Raw genomic sequence first — 24,476 nt, 5'->3', positions numbered from 1 at the left:
CTCTGCGACCTGCGGCGTTCAGCGCCCCGTGCCGTGACCGCCCGCGAATCCGTGGCCTCCGGACGCGTACTGCCGGCAGCCGGCCTCGACGCGGAGCAGCAGGACTTCGACGTCGACCCCGGCGCGTCCCAGCACCTCGACCGCCCGGCACTCCGGGTCGGCGGTGAGCCCGGCGAGCAGGTCCATGCCGAGGGCACGCGGGTCGCCGCGCACGTCGGCGCGTTCCCGTGCCGCGTCCATCGCGGACAGGGCGGCGGGCGACCAGCCGGTGTCCTTCGCGTGCTCCTCGGCGGGCGTCACCACCGGCACGGCGCCCGAGTCCTCGACGGTGCCGTGCCACTGGAGGCCGTAGCCGATGCTGCGCTGCACGAGGTAGCCGAGGAGGCGGACCACCTGCGCGCCGTTCTCGAAGACGGCGCGCACCTCGGGGTCGGTCTCCAGGAGGGAGTGCAGCAAGTGGGCGGTGTCGATCTGCCGGTCCCCGTCACGCAACGCCCGGCGGCGCGCCCCGGCCACCACGGAGGCCAGCTCCGGGCTGAGTCTGGAGTCGGGTTCTGCTCGGGTCGGGCCGGACTCGGCGCCGGACGGGGCACGGCTTTGCACCTCTCCACCTCATCAACCCTCTCTGGCATATGCATCGGCGGCGGGAAGCATCTTCATGTCCGACACAGGTTGGGCAGACATGGGTCGGTTGTCCTCCTTACGGATGAGATCCACTCGGCCGCCCCTGACGGCGCGCGCCGTCTCGCCCGCCGCCCGGGGGGCAACCCCGGGCGGGCGTCAGCGGTCACAGATGCATGGAGAGCAGGTTCTGGATGGTCGCTCTGCCTGCGGTCGACGGCAGGCAGTACGTCTATCGGGTCTACGCACCCGACGACGCGCTGCCCGCCGACCTGTTCTGGGACGCCTGGCACTGCCACGAGGAGAGCACGCTGCCGAGGGCGTCGGACCTGTTCGACGCGGCGGTCATACGGCACGTGGGGTAGCGGGGGTGTGGAAGTGACCGAGGGCGGGGGCGGTCGGACGGGGTGGCCCGGCGGCGGGGGCCGGTCGGGCACGCGGGCCGGCGCGGGAGCCCCGGCGGGCCACCGCGCCGGTACGGCGCCGGCGACACGGGCGCGGACCGCACACCCGTGACCGCTGACGCACGAGGAGGGCTACCCCCGCGCAGTACCGACGACGACGGTTGCGTACAGTTCCTCGTCCTCGACGACCCGCGCCGCCAGCCCGGCCCGTTCGACGGCGTCGACGGCGGCGGGCACCTGCCCCTCGCTCGTCTCGAACAGCAGGTGGCCACCGGCCGCCAGCCACTGCGGCGCCCCCTCGGTCACCCGGCGCAGTACGTCGAGCCCGTCGCTGCCGCCGTCGAGCGCCACCCGCGCCTCGTGGACGCGGGCCTCGGCGGGCAGCAGGCCGACTTCACCGGTGGGGACATAGGGGACGTTGGCGAGCAGTACGTCGACCCGCCCGCGGAGGGCGGCGGGCAGCGGGGCGTACAGGTCACCTTCGTAGACCACGCCGTTGGCGCGGGTGACATTGCGCCGGGCGCAGCGGACGGCCGCCGGGTCGATGTCGGCGGCGTGCAGCTCGACCCGGTCGAGGTCCGCGGCGAGCGCGGCACCAAGGGCACCGGAACCACAGCACAGGTCGACGACGACGGCTTCGCGCCCGGCGAGCGCGGCGGCCTGGGCGACCAGGAACTCGGTACGGCGGCGCGGCACGAAGACACCCGGGTCGACGGCGATCCGCAGACCGCGGAACTCCGCCCAGCCGAGGACGTGTTCCAACGGCAGCCCGCCCGCCCGGCGCTCCACCATGGTGGAGACCTCCTCCGGGGTGCGAGCGGTGGAGAGGATCAACTCGGCCTCGTCCTCGGCGAAGACGCAGCCCGCGGCGCGCAGAGCGGCGACCACGGAGGGACGCTGCGCGAGGAGCGACGAGGACCGGGAAGCGGCGAAAGACGACTCGGAGGGAGACGAACCTGAAAGAGACGAACCGAAGGAAGACGAACCGAAGGAAGACGAATCGAACGCGGAGAAAGAAGAAACCGACATGTGAAGAAAACCTTCCGGGATCCCGATGGGGCTCCCTCGGATCACCTATGCCGGGTGAACCGCGCGGTCGCGAGAAGGGAGCGCCCGACCTGCTACTGCGGTAATGGGTCTCACCTCCACAACACGTCGCCTGCGTCCGTCACAGGGCACCCGAACAGTACCCCACCGCGCGTGCACCCCATGAGAGACGCGAAGGGCGGGGGGCCGAAGGGGCAGGCCTGACGGTTCATCAGCATTGCTTGTTCAAGCCCCCGGGGTTACGTTCCGCGACACCGTAGCTGCGGCTGTCGCAGCGCCCGACGCCAAGGGGTGGCCACATGGCCGAAGTCAGCGCGGAAGCACGGATGGAGGCACCCGTCGAGAGGGTCTGGGCCCAGCTCACCGACTTCTCCTCGTACGGCGAGTGGAACGTCACCCACACCAACTTCCCCAAGGGCGCACCGACCACGCCGGAAGAGGGCGGCACCTTCACGGAGAACATGAAACTGATGGGTTTCCCCGCCGAGGTCGAATGGACGGTCGAGGAACTGGCACCGGCCCGCACCCTGGCCATCGCCGGGAAGGGCCCCATGGGCGTCCACGTCGCCACCCGCTACACCCTCACGCCCGACGGCGCCGGGACACTGGTCCGCGTCGAGGGCGAGTTCGTCGGCGCGGCGGTCTCCTTGATGGCGGGCAAACTGAGGGACTCGGCGACGGCCGCGCTCACCGAATCACTGCGCAAACTGAGCGCCTTGGTCTCCTGACCTGCACCCCCGAGGACTCCGCGGGAGGCGACGGCTACGGGGATACAGGGGGGGCGAGACCCCCTCGACGAGAACCTCACCGCCACCCGTACCCCGCCAGTCCTCAATCCTCATCGGCGAGGATCAAGTACAGCTTCTTCCGGGCGTCGTTGATGACGGAGACGGCCTTGTCGCGCTGCTCCTTGCTACCGGTCTTCCAGACCTGGCCGAACGCTTCCATCAGGCCGAAGCCGGCTTGCCTTATCTCGTTCAGGGTGTCCCAGTCGACGCCGCGCCCGGCCTCTTCCCAGGGTGCGTCGGGCCCTTCGTCGGCCGCCTCACGCCCGGCCTCGGTGAGCGAGAAGAGCTTCTTGCCGCCCTCACTCGCGCTGACGATCAGACCCTCGTCCTCCAGGAGCTGAAGCGTCGGATAGACCGAACCGGGGCTGGGCTTCCACGCCCCGCCGCTGCGCTCGGCGATCTCCTGGATCATCTCGTAGCCGTGCATGGGGCGGTCCCGCAGCAGGGCCAGGATCGACGCGCGCACATCCCCGCGCCGCGCCCTGCCCCGCGGACCACCTCGCCCGCCGCGACCACCCCAGGGTCCGCCGGGCCCCCCGGGCCCACCGAAACCGGGCCCGAACGGCCCGAACGCCCCACGCCGCCCCTCGAACCCGTCGAACCCCCCGCTCCCGAAGCCCTCTCGCCCCTGCCCCCCACCGGGCCCACCACGACGACCATGCCGGTGTCCGTGCTCGTGCCCATGCTCAAAACCATGCGAACGCACAGCGACCACTCCTCTTCTTTTACCTACTCAGATCCATCGCGCCACTATCGCGATGCTTCAACGATATATCGGAACTCTTACGCCGACAAGCCCTTGCTCGCTGCCCGCTGCAGACCTGCGACAGTGGAGCCGCCCCGATGTCGCCCCCACGGAGGGCCACCTCGCGGCACCGTCCCAGGTCGGCGTTCGAGTCCCATCGGACTGCCCGGGTGTCTGTTGATTGGAGTCCGATGCAAGAGGTAGCCGTGCGCTTGGCAGATACCGCCGACCGCCCCTTGGTGCAGCGGCTATGGCTGATGTTCCGCCACGACATGTCGGAGTTCGATGAGGCCCTTCCCGATGCCGACGGGATGTTCTACGCCGAGCGGCCCCATGTCGTTCTCACCGACCCCGACTGGGCGGCGTACCTCTTGACACTTGACGCAGGCCCAGCGGGTCTTGCCTTCGTCCGGGGCCTGACCGGCCCAAAGCGCGTGCTGAACAGCTTCTTCGTCGTTCGTGGGGCTCGCAGGGCGGGGATCGGCCTGAGCGCTGTGCAGCAGGTGATGGCCAGACACCCGGGCCCTTGGGAGATCGCCTTTCAGGACGCCAACCCAGGAGCAGTCCACTTCTGGCGACGCGTCGCCAGGGAGGTCGCTGGTGACGCCTGGACGGAGGAGCGCAGGCCAGTGAGCCAACGACCGGACCTGCCGCCCGACGTCTGGATCTCGTTCGACCAGAGCTGAGGGCCGCCCCACAAAGTCTGAGCGGCACGGTCGCGGAGTTCCATTCGTCGGCGAAACCCACCGAAGACCGCAGCCCGGCCTCGCCCCAGGCCAATCCGGTCGTCACGATGTTCACGGCGCAATGCGCGCACCCCCTTGGCCGCCCCGACGGCGCTGAGCTTCGCCGCCGGCTGGCGACTCGGCGGCCGCACCCCGTGTCGGGTCCACGCGCTGAAGCTCGGTCCAGCCGGACCAACCCCGCTTCCCACCCCACCGAGCCCCCTCCCTTGAGAAGATCGAGGCATGACGGACTCACCCCCGAAGATCCACGCCCTCATCGTCGACGCCACCGATCCCGAGCGGCTCGCCGCCTTCTGGTCCGAGCTGCTCGGCAGGCCGATCGTGAGCCGCATCGGCCCCTACGTGTGGCTGCGGCGCGAGCACGGCCTCGGCATCGGCTTCCAGCGCGGCGACCAGCCCGAGTCGGGCAAGAACCGCCTGCACTTCGACCTCACCTCCGCCGATCCGGCAGCCGAGCAACAGCGGATCGAGGCGCTCGGCGGGCGCCGCCTGGAGGAGTACGACGACGGCGGGTTCCTGGTGATGGCCGACCCCGAGGGCAACGAGTTCTGCGTCATCCCCGAGGGCCCCCTCGACATGGACGACGAGGGACGCGTGCACTACCTCTCCTGACGGACGAGGCCCCCTCGCCCCCGCTCTACGCCGGTCAGCCGCAGCCACAGCCACAGCCACAGCCACAGCAGCAACAACCGCAACCGCAACCGGCCCACAACGCAGTCCAGCAACTCACTCCGCCAGCCCGCCCCGCCAGCCCGATCCGCCAAACCAGTCCAACAATCCAGTCCACTCACCCCCAATTGGCCTTACCCCTCCTCCCCGACGGCCCTCTACCGTCAGTTCCATGCCGACCACCCAGCAGCTCCGCATCGTCGACGCCTTCACCGACCGCCCCTTCGCCGGCAACCCGGCCGGGGTCCTGCTCCTGGACGCCTTCCCCGACGACACCTGGCTTCAGGACGTGGCCAGGGAGGTCAACCACGCCGAGACCGCCTTCGCCCACCGCCTCCCCGAGGGTGGCGAAGCCGACTGGGCGTTGCGCTGGTTCACGCCGACCACCGAGGTCGATCTCTGCGGCCATGCCACTTTGGCCACCGCCCACGTCTTGCACACCACCGGCGCCACCGGTGACACGCCGGGCCCCGTCCGCTTCGCGACACGCAGCGGCGTCCTCACGGCGACGGCCCACGACGACGGCTCCCACACCCTCGACTTCCCGACCGCCCCGCTCACCGCGACCGCCATCCCGGACGGCGTCGCCGAAGCGCTGGGCGCCGAGCCGCTCGCCGCGCTTGACACCGGCCCGTACATCGGCGACCTGCTGGTGGAGCTCGCCGACGAGAAGACGGTCCGGGCGCTCACCCCGGACCACAAGGCCCTCGTACGCCACTCCGAACGCGGCATCATCGCCACGGCCCGCGCCGAGGACCCGTCCCGTGGCTACGACTTCGTCTCGCGCTGCTTCTTCCCGCGCGTCGGCATCGACGAGGACCCGGTGACGGGCAGTGCGCACACGGCGCTCGCCCCCTTCTGGTCCGAGCGCCTCGGCCGCGCCGGACTGACGGGCCTCCAGGCCTCGCCCCGCACCGGCCTGGTCCGCACCGAGCTGCGCGGGGACCGCACCCTCCTGACGGGCCGCGCGGTCACGGTCATCGAGGGCCGGCTCTTCGCCTGACGGCACCGGCAACCGGAGGCCCCGGCATCCCCATAGGGCCCCACGGGGACGTACGACGAAATCGTATGTCCCCGTGGAGCCGCCCCTCACGAAGGCGTCGGCAGCCACCCCACCTTCCCCGCGAGCAGCGCGTAACCGACGAACGCCCCGATGTCCAGCAGCGAATGGGCGACGACGAGCGGCCCGACCCGCCCCCACCGGCGGTAGAGCAGGGCGAAGACCACGCCCATGGCCACGTTCCCGAGGAACCCGCCGACGCCCTGATACAGGTGGTACGAACCGCGCAGCACCGAACTGCCGATCAGCGCGGCCATGGGCGTCCAGCCCAACTGCCCGAGCCTGCGCAGCAGATAACCGACCACGATGACTTCCTCGAGGACCGCGTTCTGCACGGCGGAGAGCACGAGGACCGGGTACTTCCACCACACGTCCGGCAGCGCCTCCGGCACCACCGTGAGGTTGAAACCGAGCCCGCGCGCCGCGAGGTAGAAGGCGATCCCCGTGCTGCCGATCACGGCCGCGATCGCCGTGCCCCGCCCCAGGTCCGGCCAGGGCCGCGCCCGGTCGAACCCGATCGTGCGGAAGCCCGCGCCCTCCCTCAGCAGGAGGTGGGCGACCAGCGCGACAGGCACCAGCGCACTGGCGATCCCGAACAACTGCCACGCGAGATCGAGCCACGGACGCCCCGGAGCCGCCGACGCGTTCAACGTGGCCGCCTGGTCCTTCAGACCACCCGGCCTGGTGACCGACCCGACAAAGCTGATCAGGGCCGACACACCACTTGCCCCGAGCGACAGGGCCAGGACGAGCAGCGTCTCGTCCCGCAAGGTCCGCCGCGTCGGCCCGGCCGCTGAAAGAGAACCGGCCATCGGCCCCGGCTCCACGTGCACGTACGCCTCCAGTTGAGTGATCCCGCATCGTCCCCATCCTCGCCCACCAGGGTCTCGGGAGAACGCACGAGGACCGCGTACGACAGGAGGACACCACCACCCTGGGAGGTCACAGCTTGCCCGATGCACCACGTAACAGTCGGCCCGACGAACCGAATCATGGTCACGGGGCACGGGACGCGCGTCGGCCACGGCCCCTTCGGCATCGATGGGTCCAGGCGTACGGCGTCGTCCTCGCAGATCGGGCGACAGAGCGCCGCCACGACAGGAAGCCGCCGCCGCCTCCGCCAGCCCCCTCAGCCCGCCCGCCCCGCCGATCCGATGAGCCCCACGGGCCACGTATGCACCGGCTCCCCCTCATGCATCAGCCGGCAGTAGCGCCGCGTGGTCTCGGCCAGGGCAGCCTCCCTGCCGAGTCCGCCCTCCAGGGCGTGGTGGTACGTCGCCACCTGCCACGACGCGCCGTTGACCCGTCGTCGGCACCGCCCCTCGATCACCCCGAGGTACAGATCCCGGTCAGCCGGCTCCACCCCCCACGCGTCGAGCCCGGCGGCCGCGAGCGGCAGCAGTTCATCGCGTACGAGGTCGACGGCAGGCACCTCGACCGTCCCGCCGAGCCGGCCGCGCCGGGGCCACCGCAGCCGGGCGTCGATGCCATGGCGGCACGCCACGTCGAAGTTCCGGGCGGCTGCCTCGAAGGGCAGCCGGGTCCAGACGGGCCGCGCCTCCTCGGCGAGCGCCCGCACCAGCCCGTAGTAGAACGCGACGTTGGCGATGACGTCGGTGACGGTCGGCCCGGCGGGCAACACGCGGTTCTCGACGCGCAGATGCGGGACGCCGTCAGCGATGCCGTACACCGGCCGGTTCCAGCGGTAGACGGTGCCGTTGTGCAGGACGAGTTCGCCGAGCTGCGGCACTCCGCCCGCGTCGAGGACGCCCAGCGGGTCCTCCACGTCCATCAGGGGCAGCAGTGCGGGGAAGTAGCGGAGGTTCTCCTCGAAGAGTTCCAGTGGTCCGCTGATCCACCGCTCCCCGAACCAGGTCCGCGGCCTGACCCCTTGGGCCTGCAACTCGGGCGGGCGCGTGTCGGTGGACTGCAGGAACAGCGGGGGCCGCGACTCGCGCCACAGCTCGCGGCCGAACAGGAACGGCGCGTTGGCGCCCACGGCCACCTGCGCCGCGGCGACGGCCTGCGCCGCGTTCCACACGTCGGCGAACCGGCCCGGCGTGACCTGGAGATGCAGTTGCACGGACGTGCAGGCCGCCTCCGGCGCTATCGAGGCCGAGGTGCAGGTCAGCCGCTCCACGCCCTCGATGTCCAGGGCGAAGCTCTCCCCGCGCGCCGCCACTATCTGTTCGTTCAGCAGGGCGTAACGGTCCACGTCGGAGAGGTTCGCGGAGACCAGATCGGCTCTGTTCACCGTCGGCAGTATGCCGATCATGACGATGCCCGCGCCCAGCTCGTTCGCTTTCCTGTGGGCGTAGTTGAGACCCGTGCGCACTTCTTCGGCGAGCCGGTCGAGAACGCGCCCGCCGAGCCGGTGCGGGGCGATGTTCACTTCCAGATTGAACATTCCGAGTTCCGTCTGGAAATCCCGGCTCGCGATACGCTCAAGAACCTGCGCATTCAACATTCTCGGCAGCCCGTCGAGCCCCGCGAGATTCAGCTCGATCTCCATGCCCATCAGATTCCTGGGCCGGTCGAAGCGCTCCTCCTCCAACAATCGCTCCAGCCCCGCCAGGCACGCCCGGAGCTTGACGCGGTACTGGTGGCGATCGGACAGGTCGAACGCGCCCGCCACGACCTTCTCCCCCATCGAAGCGTCCCTCCTCGCATGGGCAGCCAAGGGTCCGGCCGCTGTGTACGGGGGATGATGCCCAGGCAATGTGATCGATAACGCCCCCTTCCGGCCGTTGAGCCAGTACGCTCGACGCGTGGGCGTGGGGCACATTCACGCGGCATGCGGCAAAGCGCAGATTCCCTTCCGGAGAGTGTGGTCAAAAAGACCGACGGGAATCGGCCGACCGCTTGCCCCGCGAAATACGAGGTCACACAAGTGGTGCCCCGATGAAATCGGGATGAACTCCTCGCAAGGGAGACCGGATATCCCCTTGCCCGCAATATCGAGTACGTCTAGCTGAAACATGGTTCGAACACGTCTCGTATAAACTCCGCACTCTAGGCAGAGAGTTGGCGCTCGCGGTCCCCCGCCCCTCTGACCCAGAGCTGACAGCGCCGTCACGCACCTGCCCCCGCCCCACCGTGCCTGTCGAACGAGAGAGGCGACCCACCATGCCGCTGCATGTCCTCCCGGCCCCCGCGCCAGCCCTGCGCAGCGTTCTCGCGGCACTCGGTTCCCCCACCGCCGTACGCGAAGCACGCACCCCGTCACTGCGTGCCGCCCAGGGATCCGTGTCCCCCGAACTGCCGCTGCCCCTCCATGTGTTGGGCCGTTCCACCGCCGATGGCACCTCTCCTACCCGCCTCACCGGCTGGCGCTTCATGATCCGCGGCGGGGAGCGCGCCCTCGCCGCGGCGGACACCATGCTCACCCCCGACGGCTGGGCCTTCTCCCACTTCTTCGAGGGCCCCTACATCGCCTCCACGGAACGGGCCCTGCGACAAGCCGAGACCATGCCGATGCCCTGCCAACCCCGGCTGCTCTCCGTGCCGGAGCTCTACATGCTCACCCTCTGGCTGCACCGCGACTGCACGGACGAGGGCACCGATGCCCCGCTCGACGCCGCCGATCTGCTCGTGCCCCTCGCCCCCGCCCCGCCCGGCATCGCCGCCCATCGCCCGCATCGCGTCGCCGAGTTGCTGCCCGTCCTGGCCCACCGGCTGGCCCCGTCCCCCTTACTGAGCTCACCCGCCTGACACCCGCGCCCCCGCCGCCCACTCGTGCCCCGCCGCCCCCTCGGCCGCGGGGCACGATGCTGCCCCCCCACCCCCCGCACCCAGGTGGACTAGCCCGGACGGGCCATGGGTGAACCACCCGAAGAGAGACCCGAGTTGGGCTGAACCGTCCGGGCGGGTGATACGTCATCAATCAGTAAGAACCGCTGCAGCAAAATCCCTGCGGATTGACGCCCGGAGGGCAACACTGGGATCGGACCGACTACAACGGGGGGCGGTCATGCATACCGCATCGAGCCACAGGACCGACGTCACAGCCATCTCACCGCAGCGAAAGAACCCTTCCATGTGCCAGCACCAACCACCGTGCCCGACAGCCGACTCCGCCGACCGGGAAGCCGCGCTCCTCATGGCGAGCCACCCGGAACAGGGCTGGAGCCTGCTGTGCAACGGCGTCCTGCTCTTCGAGGACACCGGTGAGCTGCTGCCGGACGGCCAGATCATCGCCCCGCACCGACCGCTGGGCACCGACCAGATCATGACGGCCGCCTGATCGCCACCGGCACACCCGCACGGACGCACGACCAGCACACACAGCACACACGGCACACAGCACGCCGAAAGACCGAGGGGCCGGCCCGGAGAGAACTCTCCGCACCGGCCCCGACGCATGCCCGTCACCCGGGCCCCGTCATCAGTCCTCGTAAGCATCCAGCGGCGGGCAGGAGCAGACGAGGTTCCGGTCGCCGTACGCCTGGTCGATACGGCGGACCGGCGGCCAGTACTTGTCGGACGCGACGACACCGGCAGGGAAGACGGCCTCCGCACGGCTGTAACCGTGCTCCCACTCACCGCCGAGAGCCGCCGCGGTGTGCGGCGCGTTCCGCAGCGGGTTGTCGTCGGCGGCCCACTCGCCGGAACCCACCTTCTCGATCTCCCGGCGAATGGCGATCATCGCGTCGCAGAACCGGTCGATCTCGGCGAGGTCCTCGCTCTCCGTCGGCTCGATCATCAGCGTCCCCGCGACCGGGAACGACATGGTCGGCGCGTGGAAGCCGTAGTCGATGAGCCGCTTGGCGATGTCGTCGACGCTGACGCCCGTCGCCTTGCTGATCGGCCGCAGGTCGATGATGCACTCGTGCGCGACGAGCCCGGCGGGGCCCGTGTAGAGCACCGGGTAGTGCGGCTCCAGGCGCTTGGCGATGTAGTTCGCGGAGAGCACCGCGACCTGGGTGGCGCGCTTGAGCCCCTCGCCGCCCATGAGACGCACGTACGACCAGGAGATCGGCAGGATTCCGGCGGAGCCCCACGGCGCGGCGGAGATCGGGCCCACACCGGTCTTCGGGCCCGCGGCGGGCTGCAGGGGGTGGTTCGGCAGATACGGCGCGAGGTGCTCGCGCACACCGACCGGGCCCACCCCGGGACCGCCGCCGCCGTGCGGGATGCAGAAAGTCTTGTGCAGGTTCAGGTGCGAGACGTCGCCGCCGAAGTGCCCCGGCTTGGCGAGACCCACCAGCGCGTTCAGGTTCGCGCCGTCGACGTACACCTGGCCGCCGGCCTCGTGCACCTCCGCGCAGATGTCGGCGACGTGCTCCTCGAACACCCCGTGCGTCGAGGGGTACGTGATCATGAGCACGGCCAGCTCGTCGCGGTGCTTGTCGATCTTCGCGCGCAGGTCGTCGGCGTCGATCTCACCGTCGTCGGCGGTCTTCACGACGACGACCTTCATGCCGGCCATCACGGCGCTCGCCGCGTTCGTGCCGTGCGCGGAGGACGGGATGAGGCAGATGGTGCGCTGGTCGTCGCCGTTGGCCCGGTGGTAGCCGCGGACGGCGAGCAGGCCCGCCAGCTCGCCCTGCGACCCGGCGTTGGGCTGGAGCGAGACCTTGTCGTACCCGGTCACCTCGGCGAGGCGCTCCTCCAGCTCGCGGATGAGCGTGAGGTAGCCCTGCGCCTGCTGGGCGGGCGCGAAGGGGTGCAGCTGCCCGAACTCGGGCCAGGTGACCGGCTCCATCTCGGTGGTCGCGTTGAGCTTCATGGTGCAGGAGCCCAGCGGGATCATGCCGCGGTCGAGCGCGTAGTCGCGGTCGGCCAGCTTGCGCAGGTAGCGCAGCATCGAGGTCTCGGAGCGGTACTGGTGGAAGACCGGGTGCGTGAGGTACTCGTCGCTGCGCAGCAGGCCCTGGGGGAGCGTGTCCGAGACGGTGGCGTCCAGCGCGTCGACGTCGGCCTCCACGCCGAAGGCGCTCCAGACCGCGGCCAGTTGCCGACGCGTGGTGGTCTCGTCGCAGGCGAGCGAGACATGGTCGGCGTCGACGCGGTGGATGTTGACGCCGCTCTCACGGGCGGCCGTGACGAAGTGCTCGGCCTGGCCGGGCACGCGTACGGTCAGCGTGTCGAAGTACGCGCCGTGGACGACCTCGACCCCACCCTCCTTCAGGCCGGCGGCGAGAAGCGTCGCGTAGCGGTGGGTGCGCCGCGCGATGGACTTCAGCCCGTCCGGGCCGTGGTAGACCGCGTACATCCCGGCCATGACCGCGAGCAGCACCTGAGCGGTACAGATGTTGCTGGTGGCCTTCTCGCGGCGGATGTGCTGCTCGCGGGTCTGCAGCGCCAGCCGGTACGCCTTGTTGCCGTCGGCGTCGACGGAGACGCCGACGAGCCGCCCGGGCAGGCTGCGGGCGAACTTCTCGCGCACCGCCATGTAACCGGCGTGCGGGCCGCCGAATCCCATCGGCACACCGAAGCGCTGCGTCGTCCCGACCGCGATGTCCGCGCCCAGCTCACCGGGCGAGGTGAGCAGCGTCAGAGCGAGCAGGTCGGCGGCGACGGTGACGACGGCACCGAGCTCGTGCGCCTCGTCGATCAGCGGCTTGATGTCGCGGACGACACCGGAGGCGCCCGGGTACTGCACCAGTACGCCGACCACACCGCGCTCGGCGACCTCGGCCGGGATGCCGGTGCTCAGATCGGTGACGACGATCTCGACGCCGGTGGGCTCGGCGCGGGTCCTGATGACGGCGATGGTCTGCGGCAGGGTGTCCGCGTCGACGAGGAACACGCCGTCCTTGACCTTGCCCATGCGCCGGGACAGGGCCATGGCCTCGGCGGCGGCCGTGCCCTCGTCGAGCAGCGAGGCCCCGGAGGTGGGCAGGCCGGTCAGCTCGGCGACCATGGTCTGGAAGTTCAGCAGCGCCTCCAGCCGGCCCTGGGAGATCTCCGGCTGGTACGGCGTGTACGCGGTGTACCAGGCGGGGTTCTCCATCACGTTCCGCAGGATCACGGGCGGCGTGAAGGTGCCGTAGTACCCGAGTCCGATCATGGAGTCGAGCACCTGGTTCCGGTCCGCGAGGGAGCGCAGCTCGGCGAGGACCTCGGCCTCGGTGCGGGCACCTGGCAGCTTCAGCGCCTCGGCGTTCTTGATCACATCCGGCACCGCGGCGGCCGTCAGCTCGTCGAGCGAGCCGTACCCGACCTGGGCGAGCATCTTCGCCCGCGCTTCCGCATCGGGCCCTATGTGCCGCTGCTCGAAGGGGATGCCCTGTTCGAGTTCGGAGAGGGGGATGCGATTGGTGGCAGTCATTGCGGAGGCCTCCTGGTCTGCGCGACCTACGAGGGGTACCACGGCGCGGGTACCCGGACGGCCTCCCCCTCTGTCATCTCAACCTGAGAGCTTCACCGGGGCGCGCCCGTGAAGGCACCGTCCCGGCTTTCACCGTCGGTGAGGAAGGGTTTGGGACGTGCCCGCCCGTACGCCCGCCCTGCTTTCCAGAGTGACCTCGTCCGTGCGGTACAGGTGCCTGAGAGATTCCGGGGAGGATTTGCTCCTTCGGCGCCTCCGGCGATCGTGACCCGGAGAGCTCTCCCGCACGGGGTCAGCAGCCGTTCGTCAGCCTACCAGCGAGGGTCACAGGCGTTCCCTCGAGTGGCCGCCCGCCCCGAAGTGCTCTTTCGTAGTGAGTACGAGCGGACAAAGATGAGTAATGCCCACATCTCAGACCCCGCGACAGCTGGAGGGCCCGTGCAGACCGACATCGATCCGCGGAATCTGATCGGCCGCAAGGCGTTCGACCGCAGCGGGGCCAAGATCGGCACGATCGACGAGATCTATCTCGACGACGCCACCGGCGAACCGGAGTGGGCGGCCATACGCACGGGCCTCTTCAGCCGCGACGCCTTCGTCCCCCTGGAGCCGAGCGAACTGGTCGACGACGGCACCCTGCGCATCCCGTTCGACCGCGACCTGATCAAGGACGCCCCGGACTTCGGCGTGGGCCGCCATCTCTCCCCCGCCCAGGAGCTCCAGCTCTACCACCACTACGGCCTGGACACCACGCTCCCCCACCCGCCACCCCCCGACCACGACTTCGGGCACATCGCGGGCTCGGACCCCACCTGAGGCGCCGAGTCTCACCCCGTCTCCACCGCTCCCACCTCCTCCCCGCAGGAGCCCGCTCCGACCAGCGGCAAAGGCTCCGCGGGGCGCAACTCCGGATCATCCGTCCGGAACGTCCGCACCCGCCCCGGCGCCGACCCGGGTGTCTCGAAACGCACGGTCACCCGGCCGAGCCCGCTGCCCTGGACCCATCCGTAGCCGTACTCGGTGTGCCGCACGTCGTGCCCGGCCACCCACCGCCGCTCCGCGGGCGCCACCGTCTCCTGCGCGTCCTCACCGTCAGCCGGTCGCGAAGGAGCCCCCGGCACCGCCTCCCCTGCCGGCGGATCACCCGCTGAACCCTCCGTCGCCGAAACCTCCGCCTCCGCTGCCAGCGCCTGCGCCTGTGCCTGGGCGAAGAGGTCCTCCTGCGTGTAGTCCGCGAGCCCCGTGACCCCTACCCCGAGCAACCGCACCCCGCCCGTGGTGTCCACGGACTCCAGCAGCCGCGCCGCGGCCTCCCGCACCACTGCGGGGTCGTCGGTGGGTCCCCGCAGCGTCTCGGACCGGGTCAGCGTCGAGAAGTCGAAGCGCCGCACCTTCAGCACGATGGTCCGCCCCGAGTGCCCCGCCGCCCGCAGCCGCTGCACGCACCGGTCGGCGAGCCGGGCCACTTCTCCCCTGACGCGGACCCGGTCGTGGATGTCCACGTCGTACGTGTCCTCGACACTGACCGACTTGGTGTCCCGCTCGGCGACCACGGGCCGCTCGTCGCGCGCCAGGGCCATGGCGTACAGCGAGACGCCGTGTGACTTCCCGAGCAGCCGCACCAGCTCGTCCTCCCCCGCCTCCGCGATCTCCTCGACCGTGGTGATCCCGGCCCGCCGCAGGTGGTCGCCGGTGGCAGGCCCCACGCCGGGCAACGTGCGCACCGACATCGGCCCCAGCAGCGCCCGCTCCGTGCCCGGGGCTATCAGCACCAGGCCGTCCGGCTTGGCCTCCTCGGAGGCGATCTTCGCCAGCATCTTGGACGCGGCGAGGCCCACCGAACCGGTCAGGCCGGTCACCGCTCTGATGTCCGCCCGCAGCCGCTCGCCCACCGCCCTGGCCGAGCTCTCGTCATCGGCGACGCCACCCGCCTCCAGATCCACGAAGGCCTCGTCCAGGCTGAGTGGTTCCACCAGCGGCGACAGCTCGCGCAGCAGCCCCATCACCTGCTCGCTGATCTCCCGGTACAGCCCGAAGCGCGGCACGAGATAGGCGGCGTTCGGCGCCAGCCGGCGCGCCTGCCCCATCGGCATCGCCGAGTGCACACCGAACCGCCGCGCCTCGTAGGAAGCGGTGGCCACCACGCCGCGCGGCCCGAGCCCGCCGACCACGACGGCCTTCCCGCGCAGACTCGGCTTCGCGGCCTGCTCGGCGGACGCGTAGAAGGCATCCATGTCCAGATGCAGAATCGTCGGCGCGCTTCTCACATCTCCGATGCTGCCCTACGCCACTGACAATGCCCCGCCGCGGGCTCAGACCGCCCGGTTGCGCCGTCTGGCCAGCTCGTCGGCGGGGTTGTGCCCGACGAGCGTCTCCCCCGTGTCGATCCGCTCCCCGTGCAGCTGGGACAGTGCGGCCTCGACGTCGCGCCACACGACGCCCACGGCGATCCCGAAGATGCCCTGGCCGCCCTGGAGCAGCTCGTGGACCTCACCGGGCGACGTGCACTCGTACACCGTCGCCCCATCGCTCATCAGCGTCATCCGCTCCAGATCACGGAAGCCACGCTCCCGCAGATGCTGCACCGTCGTCCGGATGTTCTGCAGCGATACCCCGGTGTCGAGGAACCGTTTGACCACCTTCAGGACGACGACGTCCCGGAAGCTGTAGAGCCGTTGGGTACCGGACCCCCCGGCGGCGCGCACGCTGGGCTCGACCAGGCCCGTCCGGGCCCAGTAGTCGAGCTGGCGGTAAGTGATGCCCGCGGCCGCGCACGCGGTCGGACCGCGATACCCGATCTGCTCGGAATTCTCGACCGTCGCGTCCCCGCTCCCCTGGACCGCCATCGGTTTCGGAGAGTGATCGGCCGCGCTGTGAAACGGGTACGGACCGTCCACCGCCGTACCGTCGCCGCTGCTTCTCACGCCGACCTCCGTCCTTGACCTGCCTTCTCGACGGTAGGCAGTCACCAGGGGCTCGTCAACGATCGCCACACTCGCCACGCCGAGTGATAATCACCCTGAGAGTGGTTTCGCGTGCCCCGCCGCGGGGAAAGGCTAGCCGAATGGGCCGAAGTGAGCCGCTGAGAGCGGCTCACTGACTGTTGGTGCCGAAGTCCTCGGGCGAGATCTGGTCGAGGAACTCGCGGAACTTCTCCACCTCGTCCTCCTGCTCGTCCGGGATCGCGATGCCGGCGTCGTCCAGGACGCCGTCGCTCCCGTAGATGGGCGTGCCGGTGCGCAGTGCGAGCGCTATGGCGTCGGAGGGCCGCGCGCTCACCTCCACGCCGCTGGCGAAGACCAGCTCGGCGTAGAAGACCCCTTCCCGCAGGTCCGTGATGCGCACTTCGGAGAGCTCCTGGCCCACCGCCTCCAGCACGTCCTTGAACAGGTCGTGCGTCAGCGGTCGTGCGGGTGCCATGCCCTGCTGCGCGAAGGCGATGGCGGTTGCCTCACCTGGTCCGATCCAGATGGGGAGGTACCGGTCGCCTCCCACTTCACGCAGGAGCACGATCGGCTGGTTGGAGGGCATTTCGACCCGGACACCTACGACGTCGAGCTCGTTCACACAGCAACCCTAGGACGTGGCCGGCAGGTTTGGGTAGTCGGGCAGCCGTCGAGTACCGGCCGGGGACGGTCCGCCCGCCCCGCGCGAGCCCGTATTTCAGGGCAGTCTGACGCCGAGGGCGCTCTGCACAAGAGCCGAATGCAGCTTCCCCGTGAGGCTCGCCAGCTCTTTGGTACGGGCTTCCGCGTGGGTCCTGGTCTGGGGATTGCGGTGCCGCCGCAGCGGAGCGACGACCTGCTCGACGAGCCCGGCCTCCCGGTCCGCGGCGGCCTTCATGGCCCGCAGATGGCGTGGCTCGATGCCGAACCTGCCGAGTTCCACGACGAGCGAGGCGACCGTGACGGCCTCCGCGTCGTAACCACCGTCCGGCAGGCGTACGACCAGGCCGTACGTCTCCCACTCGTCGAGCTGCCGCTCGTCCACCTCGGCGACGGCCAGCAGCTCGGCACGGCCCACACGGGCCGCTGTCGGCCTCTCGGCCTCCTCGGGGCCCCCGGCGCCTTCTGCGCCCCGCTGACGGCCCAGAGAGGGCAGCGGGGCCCTCTCGCCGCGCTCCAGTGCTTCGAGGTGCTCACGGATGACCTTCAGCGGCAGGTAGTGGTCCCGCTGCATCCTCAGCACATGACCGAGCCGCTCGACGTCTTCCGGGCTGAACTTGCGATAGCCGGACGGCGTGCGCTGCGGCTCGATGAGGCCCTCGGACTCCAAGAAGCGGATCTTGGAGATCGTGACCTCGGGAAATTCCTCACGCAGCTGGTTCAGCACGGTGCCGATGCTCATCAGCCGACGGTCCGCGACGGTGGTGCCGGTGCCGGCACCACCACTCGGTGTGTGAAGCATGGACCTTCCATGGGGGGGTGGCCCCCGGACGAGGCCCGGGGGGTGGGTCAGATGCCGACGCTCCGCTGGCTGGCGTAGAAGACCAGCCGGTACTTACCGATCTGCACCTCGTCGCCGTTCGACAGCGCCACGGAATCGATGCGCTCCCGGTTGACGTACGTGCCGTTGAGGCTGCCCACGTCGGCGACGGTGAAGGAACCGTCCTGAAGGCGACGGAACTCCACGTGGCGACGCGACACTGTCACGTCGTCGAGGAAGATGTCGCTCTGCGGGTGACGACCCGCCGTGGTCAGTTCGCCGTCGAGCAGGAAACGACTGCCCGAGTTCGGCCCGCGGCGCACCACCAGGAGCGCCGAGCCGAGCGGCAGGGCGTCGACGGCGGCCTGCGCCTCCGGGGAGAGCGCCGGCGACGGCGTCTGCCCCGTCACCTCGGCGTCGTAGGCCTCGAGACCGGAGATGGAGATCGTCGAGGTCGTCTCGGACGCACGCTCCGGAGCCGCTCCGGCTCGCAGCGGCGCACCGCAGTTGGAGCAGAACCGGCTCGCCTCGGCGTTGCGGTTCCCGCACCTCGTACACACCAGGGCCATGGACGGGTCCTCCTGCCGCGGCTGCCCCGCGGGGGCGTTCGATGCGTGCGGGCCGGAGGCGAACCCTCCACCCGAACCCGAGGTCGACCGGTCTCCGAAACCTATGCGGCCGGGACCGGCAGGGTCAACGGACGACGCGCCCTGTCCGCCCGGATTGTCACCCCCTGGACCAGCCACCTGGTCCCGGAACATGGGGCGCTCGGCCCCCTGTCCCTCCGCGTCCCCATGACGCGGGGCACGGTGCCGGGCAGTGGCGGGATTGCCGCTGTCCTCACGTGCGCTCTTGCCGAACAACTTCGCAAACAACTTCACGGGCGATTCCCCTTGACCGAAACAGACCCGCCCGTGGGGCAGGACGAACCCTGATTGCACACACCGACATCCATCGGTGAACCAGACATCCTCACAACGTCCGTATCCACCAAACAGTTTCCACCACGCACCACGCTTCTGGTGCGCCGACCCCCCGCAACCTCATGCCCTTGACCCGCGGCCCTCATGCTCCCGCCGCTCACGGGGAGGACGACCGAGCGTAGTCAGGCCGCTTCGCGGGTCGCAAGGCACTCACAATGATCTTCTCCGAGCGTGTCACGGTGACCGTGGCCTGCTCCTTCTCCAGAGTCTGCACCACGCCGCCCGGGATGTTCAGCGCAGGTTCCAGATCCTGGGGCTTGCCGATCACCTTGAAGAGGTACGGCCTACCGACCTTGCGGCCGTCCACACGCACGCCACCGCGGCCGGCGTCCGACAGATGAGTGCTGGCCACCACGCGCACGTCATTGATCTGGATCGCCTCGGCGCCCGCGGCGCGCAGCTCCTGAATGGCGTCGAGAAGCATGTCCGCCTCGATCGCCCCCTTCTTGTCCCCGATGGCAAGCGTGATGCCGGGCCCCTGGGCCGCCACCGTGCCCGCCAGAATACCGAGTTGCCTCTCCCGCTCGGTTGTCTGCTTGCGGGCCTCTTCCGCCTGGTCCGAGCTGTTCTCCAGCCCGGTCCGCTGCTCCTCGAGACGCCGCTTCTCCTCTTCCAGACGCTGAGTACGGTCATCCAGTTCATCGAGGATGCGTACGAGATCTTCCTGCCGGGCGCCGCGCAGCGCGCTGCTGTCGTTGTTCGAACGCACCTGGATGGCCAGGCCGAGGCCCAGCACGAACAGGAGCAGGGCGACGATGAGTTGGGGGCGGGTCACCCGGGGCGGCCACAGGCCCTTCGCCAGCCGCTGACGGCCGGTGGGCGGCTGCTCCCGCCGCACCGGCTCGGCGGCGGGCCCGGGTTCCGCCGGGACCTCGGGGGGCAGTTCCTTGCGACGGTCGTACGCGGGCGTCTCGTCGGCACTCATCGGCGTCACGCCCTGAAGATGTGCCGACGGATGGCGGCGGCGTTGGAGAAGATCCGGATGCCGAGGACGACGACGACACCTGTGGACAGCTGCGCACCGACGCCCAACTTGTCGCCCAGGAACACGATCAGCGCCGCCACCACCACGTTGGACAGGAACGACACCACGAAGACCTTGTCGTCGAAGATGCCGTCGAGCATCGCGCGCAACCCGCCGAAGACGGCGTCCAGAGCCGCGACCACGGCGATCGGAAGGTACGGCTCGACCACTGCCGGAACCTCGGGCCGAACCAGCAATCCGGCCACGACTCCCACGACGAGGCCCAGTACGGCGATCACGATGTGCCCTTTCCTGCCTTCGGCTCTGCTGTACGTACGGTCACACTCGGCGCTGCCGGCAGCCGGAGCTCGTCCGACACGGAAATACTGGTCCGGATGCCGAAGTTCTCCTGCAGAGCATGCAGGTACTGACCGTCGCGGCTGTTCTGGAACCGGGTGCTCAAGCGTTGCCCGGGACCCACCGCGAGCACCGTATACGGCGGCACGAGCGGCCTGTTGTCGACCAGTATCGCGTCACCCGCGGCGCGGACGGCCGACAGTGCGGTGAGCCGCTGGTCATTGATCGAGATCGCCTCGGCGCCGGACTCCCACAGGCCGTTGACGACGCGCTGCATGTCGCGGTCGCGCACCCGCCCGGTGTCGGAGAACCCGGCGCTCTCCCGGGGCCCGCCACCGCCCTGGTCGGCCTGCTTCTTGTCGTTCACCACGAGTTTCACGCCGGGCCCGGTCACCTTCGTGGCGCCGGAGAGGAGACCGACCAACTCGCCCTGGCTGCCGCCGTGCTTCTTCAGCGCGGCCCGCTGCCGCTCGCCCACGTCGTCGCGGAGTTCGTCCACGTCGTCCTCGAGCGTGTCGGCGCCCGCCGTCGCGTCCTCGACACGGTCGATGAGTTCCTCGCGCTCCTTGGCGAGCACCGGAGCCGCTATACGTGCCTGCGCGGCCCCGACGGTGACGACCAGCGCGGCGAGCACCAGCCCCGCGGCGAGACCCAGTTTGGCCCGCAGGGGCCGAGGGACACCGCTGCTGCCCTGGGCTTCTCTTCTGGCCGCGGCCTCCGCGTACCCCTCGTCCAGGCTGTGGTCCATGACGGTGGTGAGCAGCGACATGGACGCGTCCGGGCGCCTGGGGCGAAAGGGGGTGCTCCGAACGGGGGGCTGCTGCGGCATGCCGCACATCGTCGCACGTCGCGGGCGCTACCTCCGAATGGCCCCACCGGCGTGCCGGGCGGCACCTGTTGCGGTACCGCCCGGCAGGCCGACGCGGTCAGCGGCCGGCGCTGTCCACCACCGTGGCCCACTCGTCGAGCAGGGCCTGGGCGGACGCGTCGTCGGGGCCCTCGGCCCACAGATGGGTGACGGCCTCGGCCGGGTCCGGCAGCACCAGCACCCAGCGCCCGTCGGCCTCCACGACCCGGACGCCGTCGGTGGTGTCCACGGACCGGTCCCCGGCCGCCTCCACCACACTGCGCATCACGAGCCCCTTGACGGCCCACGGCGTCGCCAGGTCGCGCCGCAGCACGTGGGCACGCGGGATGCGCGCGTCGATCTGGCTCAGGGTGAGCTGGGTGCGCGCCACGAGCCCGATGAGCCGCACGAAGGCGGCCGTCCCGTCGAACACACCGCTGAACTCCGGCACGATGAATCCGCCGCGCCCGTCCCCGCCGAAGATCGTCGACTCGCCGCGCCCGACGCGCGTCAGGTCGTCCGGCGACGTGGTCGTCCAGTCGACCTGGGTGCCGTGGTAGGCGGCGACCTGTTCCGCGATGCGGGTCGTGGTCACGGGCAGCGCGACCCGCCCGCTGCGCCGCTCGGCGGCCACCAGGTCGAGCATGACCAGCAGGGCCCGGTCGTCCTCGACGATCCGGCCCTTCTCGTCCACCAGCGACAGCCGCTCGCCGACCGGGTCGAAGCGCACACCGAAGGCGGCCCGCGCCGAGGCGACGATCTCACCGAGCCGCATGAGACCGGCTCGGCGCGTGTCGGCGCTCTCCGTGGGCCGCGACTCGTCGAGACCCGGGTTGATCGTCAGCGCGTCCACCCCGAGCTTTCCGAGGAGACTGGGCAGCACGAGCCCGGCGCTTCCGTTGGAGGCGTCGACGACGACCTTCAGGCCCGACTCGGCGATGCCCGTGGTGTCGACGTTGCGCAGCAGCGACCCGGTGTACGAGTCGAAGACGCTCGACGGGAAGTGCAGGTCGCCGATCTCACCGGGGAAGGCCCGGCGGTACTCCTGACGTGCGTACACCCGGTCCAGCTTGCGCTGGCTCCCCTGGGAGAGGTCGGCGCCCTGCTCGTCGAAGAACATGATGTCGACGGAGTCCGGGACTCCGGTCGTGGTGCGGATCATGATGCCGCCGGCGCTGCCCCGGGCGGTCTGCTGCCGCGCCACGGGGAGCGGCACGTTCTCCAGGTCGCGTACGTCGATGGCGCTGGCCTGCAGCGCCGAGATCACGGCCCGCTTGAGCGCCCGGGCGCCACGTGAGTGGTCACGCGCGGTGGTGACGGTCGAGCCCTTCTTCAGGGTCGTCGCATACGCACCCGCGAGGCGCACGGCCAGCTCAGGGGTGATCTCGACGTTCAGGATGCCGGACACCCCTCGGGCGCCGAACAGGTGTGCCTGGCCCCGGGACTCCCAGATGACGGAGGTATTGACGAACGCGCCCGCCTCGATCGTCTTGAAGGGATACACCCGGACGTTGCCCTGGATGATCGATTCTTCGCCGACGAGGCACTCGTCGCCGATGACGGCGCCGTCCTCGATGCGGGCGGCCCGCATGATGTCGGTGTTCTTTCCGACGACACAGCCGCGCAGATTGCTGTGCTGTCCGATGTAGACGTTGTCGTGGACCACGGCCCTGTGCAGGAAGGCGCCCTCCTTGACCACGACGTTCGAGCCGATCACGGTGTGCTCGCGGATCTCGGCGTTGGCCTCGACCTTGGCGTAGTCCCCGATGTACAGCGGCCCGCGCAGCACGGCGTCCGGGTGCACCTCGGCACCCTCGGCGACCCAGACGCCGGGCGAGATCTCGAAGCCGTCCAGCTCGACGTCGACCTTGCCCTCCAGGACGTCGGCCTGGGCCTTGCCGTAACTCTCGTGGGTGCCGACGTCCTCCCAGTAGCCCTCGGCGACGTAGCCGTAGATGGGCTTGCCTTCCTTCATGAGCTGCGGGAAGACGTCACCGGACCAGTCGACCGGCACATCGGGGTCGACGTAGTCGAAGACCTCGGGCTCCATCACGTAGATGCCCGTGTTCACCGTGTCGGAGAAGACCTGGCCCCAGGTCGGCTTCTCGAGGAAGCGCTCGACCTTGCCCTCCTCATCGACGATGGTGATGCCGAATTCCAGGGGGTTGGGTACGCGCGTCAGACAGACGGTGACGAGCGCGCCCTTTTCCTTGTGGAAGTTAATCAGCTCGGTGAGGTCGAAGTCGGTCAGCGCGTCACCGGAGATCACGAGGAACGCGTCGTCCTTCAACGCTTCCTCGGCGTTCTTCACGCTGCCGGCTGTGCCGAGCGGCTTCTCCTCGTTGGCATAGGTGAGCTCCATCCCGAGCTCTTCGCCGTCGCCGAAGTAGTTCTTGACGAGCGAGGCCAAGAACTGCACTGTTACTACGGTCTCGGTCAGACCATGCCTCTTGAGCAGGCGCAGCACATGCTCCATGATCGGCCTGTTGGCCACGGGCAGGAGCGGCTTGGGCATGCTTGAGGTCATGGGGCGAAGGCGGGTGCCTTCGCCGCCGGCCATTACGACGGCCTTCATGTCGGAAACGTCCTCCCTAAGACGACGACCTGGCCGACTCAGCCCACCGTGTAGGGCCCGCATTTGTCAGGTACGGGCCGGCGGCGCCACTACAGCCACCGAATCGGCAGGCTCAATCGGCCGTGTTGTCCACCTTGACAAGTCGGCGGACCTGAACCACATACAGGATCCCTGCCCACCAATACAGCGTTGTACCCCATCCGGCGAACGCCCATCCGAAAATAGCAGCGAGAGTAGCGAGCCAGCCGCTTCCATCGCTCAGGAGCAGTAGTGGAAAGGCGTACATCAGGTTGAAGGTCGCGGCCTTGCCCAGGAAGTTCACCTGCGGCGGGGGATAGCCGTGGCGCCGCAGGATCCAGACCATCACCAGCAGGACCAGCTCGCGCAGCAGGAGCACCGCGGTCAGCCACAGCGGGAGAATCTCGCGCCACGTGAGGCCGGCGAGCGTCGAGAGGATGTAGAGCCGGTCCGCCGCGGGATCAAGCAGCCTGCCGAGGCTGCTGATCTGGTTCCAGCGGCGCGCGAGCTTCCCGTCGAGGTAGTCGCTGACGCCGCTCAACGCCAGCACCAGCAGGGCCCACCCGTCGCTGTTGGGCCCCCCGAACTCCGGCCTGAGGATCAACCACAGGAAGAGGGGCACGCCGGCGAGGCGCGCCATGCTGAGGATGTTCGGGATGGTGAGGACGCGGTCCGTCTGGACGCGCGTCTCCTGGACCTCCACCCGGGGGCCTCCTGGGGGAAAAGAGCCAATGATACTCCCTGACCTTACCCTCAGCCGCGGTACGAGGGCGCGGAGGGGTGGCGGCACCACCGTGGCCGAAAAACAAAAAAGCCGTGGTTCCTGGAATCAGTTCCAGGAACCACGGCTATTAAAAGGAGTTCGGCGGCGTCCTACTCTCCCACAGGGTCCCCCCTGCAGTACCATCGGCGCTGTGAGGCTTAGCTTCCGGGTTCGGAATGTAACCGGGCGTT

At 69.9% G+C, this 24,476-nt stretch carries 24 protein-coding genes, 1 rRNA gene and 1 riboswitch; of the genes, 8 read left to right on the top strand and 17 right to left on the bottom strand.

Annotated elements, in window-relative coordinates; genetic code table 11:
- Positions 1-18: 18 nt before the first annotated feature.
- Positions 19-603, bottom strand: a complete 585-nt coding sequence (locus ACZ5GP_RS27960) for a peptidase (protein ID WP_468753454.1) — start codon at positions 601-603, stop codon at positions 19-21.
- A 194-nt stretch (positions 604-797) separates the two neighbouring features.
- Between ACZ5GP_RS27960 and ACZ5GP_RS27955 the strand changes: the two genes are divergently transcribed.
- Positions 798-986: a hypothetical protein gene (locus tag ACZ5GP_RS27955; protein ID WP_358580599.1), complete on the top strand. Its 189-nt coding sequence runs from the start codon at positions 798-800 to the stop codon at positions 984-986.
- Positions 987-1,157: 171 nt separating this feature from the next.
- On the opposite strand, the gene ACZ5GP_RS27950 is transcribed toward ACZ5GP_RS27955, so the two are convergent.
- A complete protein-coding gene (locus tag ACZ5GP_RS27950; RefSeq protein ID WP_468753453.1) occupies positions 1,158-1,913 on the bottom strand; it encodes a putative protein N(5)-glutamine methyltransferase in 756 nt (251 codons plus the stop codon).
- A gap of 458 nt (positions 1,914-2,371) precedes the next feature.
- Here ACZ5GP_RS27950 and ACZ5GP_RS27945 point away from each other — a divergent pair, with 458 nt between their 5' ends.
- Complete coding sequence (locus tag ACZ5GP_RS27945; RefSeq protein WP_468753452.1) at positions 2,372-2,800, top strand: type II toxin-antitoxin system Rv0910 family toxin; 429 nt, start codon at positions 2,372-2,374, stop codon at positions 2,798-2,800.
- Between the two features lie 103 nt (positions 2,801-2,903).
- Here ACZ5GP_RS27945 and ACZ5GP_RS27940 read toward each other — a convergent pair whose 3' ends face one another.
- Entirely contained in the window at positions 2,904-3,566 is a 663-nt protein-coding gene (locus ACZ5GP_RS27940; RefSeq protein WP_468753451.1) for a PadR family transcriptional regulator, read from the bottom strand.
- A gap of 230 nt (positions 3,567-3,796) precedes the next feature.
- Here ACZ5GP_RS27940 and ACZ5GP_RS27935 point away from each other — a divergent pair, with 230 nt between their 5' ends.
- The 3 genes from ACZ5GP_RS27935 to ACZ5GP_RS27925 all read left to right on the top strand — a co-directional run bounded on the left by ACZ5GP_RS27935 (position 3,797) and on the right by ACZ5GP_RS27925 (position 6,023).
- The gene (locus tag ACZ5GP_RS27935) at positions 3,797-4,291 is read left to right on the top strand and encodes a GNAT family N-acetyltransferase (protein ID WP_468753450.1); all 495 of its coding nucleotides are present in this window, start codon (positions 3,797-3,799) and stop codon (positions 4,289-4,291) included.
- A gap of 282 nt (positions 4,292-4,573) precedes the next feature.
- A complete protein-coding gene (locus ACZ5GP_RS27930) occupies positions 4,574-4,963 on the top strand; it encodes a VOC family protein (protein ID WP_468753449.1) in 390 nt (129 codons plus the stop codon).
- 229 nt (positions 4,964-5,192) lie between these two features.
- Entirely contained in the window at positions 5,193-6,023 is an 831-nt protein-coding gene (locus ACZ5GP_RS27925; protein ID WP_468753448.1) for a PhzF family phenazine biosynthesis protein, read from the top strand.
- A gap of 86 nt (positions 6,024-6,109) precedes the next feature.
- Here ACZ5GP_RS27925 and ACZ5GP_RS27920 read toward each other — a convergent pair whose 3' ends face one another.
- Entirely contained in the window at positions 6,110-6,913 is an 804-nt protein-coding gene (locus ACZ5GP_RS27920; protein ID WP_467465738.1) for a CPBP family intramembrane glutamic endopeptidase, read from the bottom strand.
- A gap of 296 nt (positions 6,914-7,209) precedes the next feature.
- Positions 7,210-8,730 carry a glutamate-cysteine ligase family protein gene (locus tag ACZ5GP_RS27915; RefSeq protein ID WP_468753447.1) on the bottom strand — a complete coding sequence of 507 codons (1,521 nt, stop codon included), beginning with the start codon at positions 8,728-8,730 and terminating at the stop codon, positions 7,210-7,212.
- 476 nt (positions 8,731-9,206) lie between these two features.
- Between ACZ5GP_RS27915 and ACZ5GP_RS27910 the strand changes: the two genes are divergently transcribed.
- Both ACZ5GP_RS27910 and ACZ5GP_RS27905 read left to right on the top strand, forming a co-directional pair.
- Positions 9,207-9,791 (top strand): hypothetical protein, encoded by a 585-nt coding sequence (locus tag ACZ5GP_RS27910; RefSeq protein ID WP_468753446.1) that lies wholly within the window; start codon positions 9,207-9,209, stop codon positions 9,789-9,791.
- A gap of 325 nt (positions 9,792-10,116) precedes the next feature.
- Positions 10,117-10,323: a DUF5999 family protein gene (locus tag ACZ5GP_RS27905; RefSeq protein WP_030794330.1), complete on the top strand. Its 207-nt coding sequence runs from the start codon at positions 10,117-10,119 to the stop codon at positions 10,321-10,323.
- Between the two features lie 141 nt (positions 10,324-10,464).
- Here the strand turns inward: ACZ5GP_RS27905 and gcvP are convergent, their stop codons facing one another.
- On the bottom strand, positions 10,465-13,353 hold the full coding sequence (gene gcvP, locus ACZ5GP_RS27900; RefSeq protein WP_468753445.1) for an aminomethyl-transferring glycine dehydrogenase: 2,889 nt from the start codon (positions 13,351-13,353) through the stop codon (positions 10,465-10,467).
- Positions 13,354-13,548: 195 nt separating this feature from the next.
- Positions 13,549-13,648: riboswitch (glycine riboswitch) on the bottom strand.
- A gap of 143 nt (positions 13,649-13,791) precedes the next feature.
- Between gcvP and ACZ5GP_RS27895 the strand changes: the two genes are divergently transcribed.
- On the top strand, positions 13,792-14,169 hold the full coding sequence (locus ACZ5GP_RS27895) for a PRC-barrel domain-containing protein (protein WP_468753444.1): 378 nt from the start codon (positions 13,792-13,794) through the stop codon (positions 14,167-14,169).
- A gap of 11 nt (positions 14,170-14,180) precedes the next feature.
- Here the strand turns inward: ACZ5GP_RS27895 and ACZ5GP_RS27890 are convergent, their stop codons facing one another.
- From ACZ5GP_RS27890 to rrf, 11 genes are all read right to left on the bottom strand, one after another.
- On the bottom strand, positions 14,181-15,620 hold the full coding sequence (locus tag ACZ5GP_RS27890; RefSeq protein ID WP_468753443.1) for a DNA polymerase IV: 1,440 nt from the start codon (positions 15,618-15,620) through the stop codon (positions 14,181-14,183).
- Positions 15,621-15,665: 45 nt separating this feature from the next.
- A complete protein-coding gene (locus ACZ5GP_RS27885; RefSeq protein ID WP_468753442.1) occupies positions 15,666-16,277 on the bottom strand; it encodes a MerR family transcriptional regulator in 612 nt (203 codons plus the stop codon).
- A gap of 169 nt (positions 16,278-16,446) precedes the next feature.
- The gene (locus tag ACZ5GP_RS27880; protein WP_030794342.1) at positions 16,447-16,920 is read right to left on the bottom strand and encodes a bifunctional nuclease family protein; all 474 of its coding nucleotides are present in this window, start codon (positions 16,918-16,920) and stop codon (positions 16,447-16,449) included.
- A gap of 96 nt (positions 16,921-17,016) precedes the next feature.
- Positions 17,017-17,760, bottom strand: a complete 744-nt coding sequence (gene ftsR, locus ACZ5GP_RS27875) for a transcriptional regulator FtsR (protein WP_468753441.1) — start codon at positions 17,758-17,760, stop codon at positions 17,017-17,019.
- Positions 17,761-17,807: 47 nt separating this feature from the next.
- Entirely contained in the window at positions 17,808-18,776 is a 969-nt protein-coding gene (locus tag ACZ5GP_RS27870) for an FHA domain-containing protein (protein WP_468753707.1), read from the bottom strand.
- A gap of 82 nt (positions 18,777-18,858) precedes the next feature.
- Positions 18,859-19,686: a DUF881 domain-containing protein gene (locus ACZ5GP_RS27865; protein WP_468753706.1), complete on the bottom strand. Its 828-nt coding sequence runs from the start codon at positions 19,684-19,686 to the stop codon at positions 18,859-18,861.
- 5 nt (positions 19,687-19,691) lie between these two features.
- The gene (locus ACZ5GP_RS27860) at positions 19,692-20,024 is read right to left on the bottom strand and encodes a small basic family protein (protein ID WP_030794354.1); all 333 of its coding nucleotides are present in this window, start codon (positions 20,022-20,024) and stop codon (positions 19,692-19,694) included.
- Positions 20,021-20,920, bottom strand: coding sequence for a DUF881 domain-containing protein (locus ACZ5GP_RS27855; protein ID WP_468753440.1), 900 nt, complete (start codon positions 20,918-20,920; stop codon positions 20,021-20,023). Before ACZ5GP_RS27855 ends, ACZ5GP_RS27860 begins: the two co-directional genes overlap by 4 nt.
- A gap of 88 nt (positions 20,921-21,008) precedes the next feature.
- Positions 21,009-23,504, bottom strand: a complete 2,496-nt coding sequence (locus ACZ5GP_RS27850) for a sugar phosphate nucleotidyltransferase (RefSeq protein WP_468753439.1) — start codon at positions 23,502-23,504, stop codon at positions 21,009-21,011.
- Between the two features lie 112 nt (positions 23,505-23,616).
- On the bottom strand, positions 23,617-24,225 hold the full coding sequence (locus ACZ5GP_RS27845) for a CDP-alcohol phosphatidyltransferase family protein (protein ID WP_468753438.1): 609 nt from the start codon (positions 24,223-24,225) through the stop codon (positions 23,617-23,619).
- 157 nt (positions 24,226-24,382) lie between these two features.
- Positions 24,383-24,476, bottom strand: a 5S ribosomal RNA gene (gene rrf / locus ACZ5GP_RS27840); the annotation flags it as partial.

The sequence above is a fragment of the Streptomyces sp. NPDC031466 genome, assembly GCF_055581265.1.
Note: the sequence above shows the minus strand (reverse complement) of the source record. Positions and strands in the feature narration are given on the sequence as shown.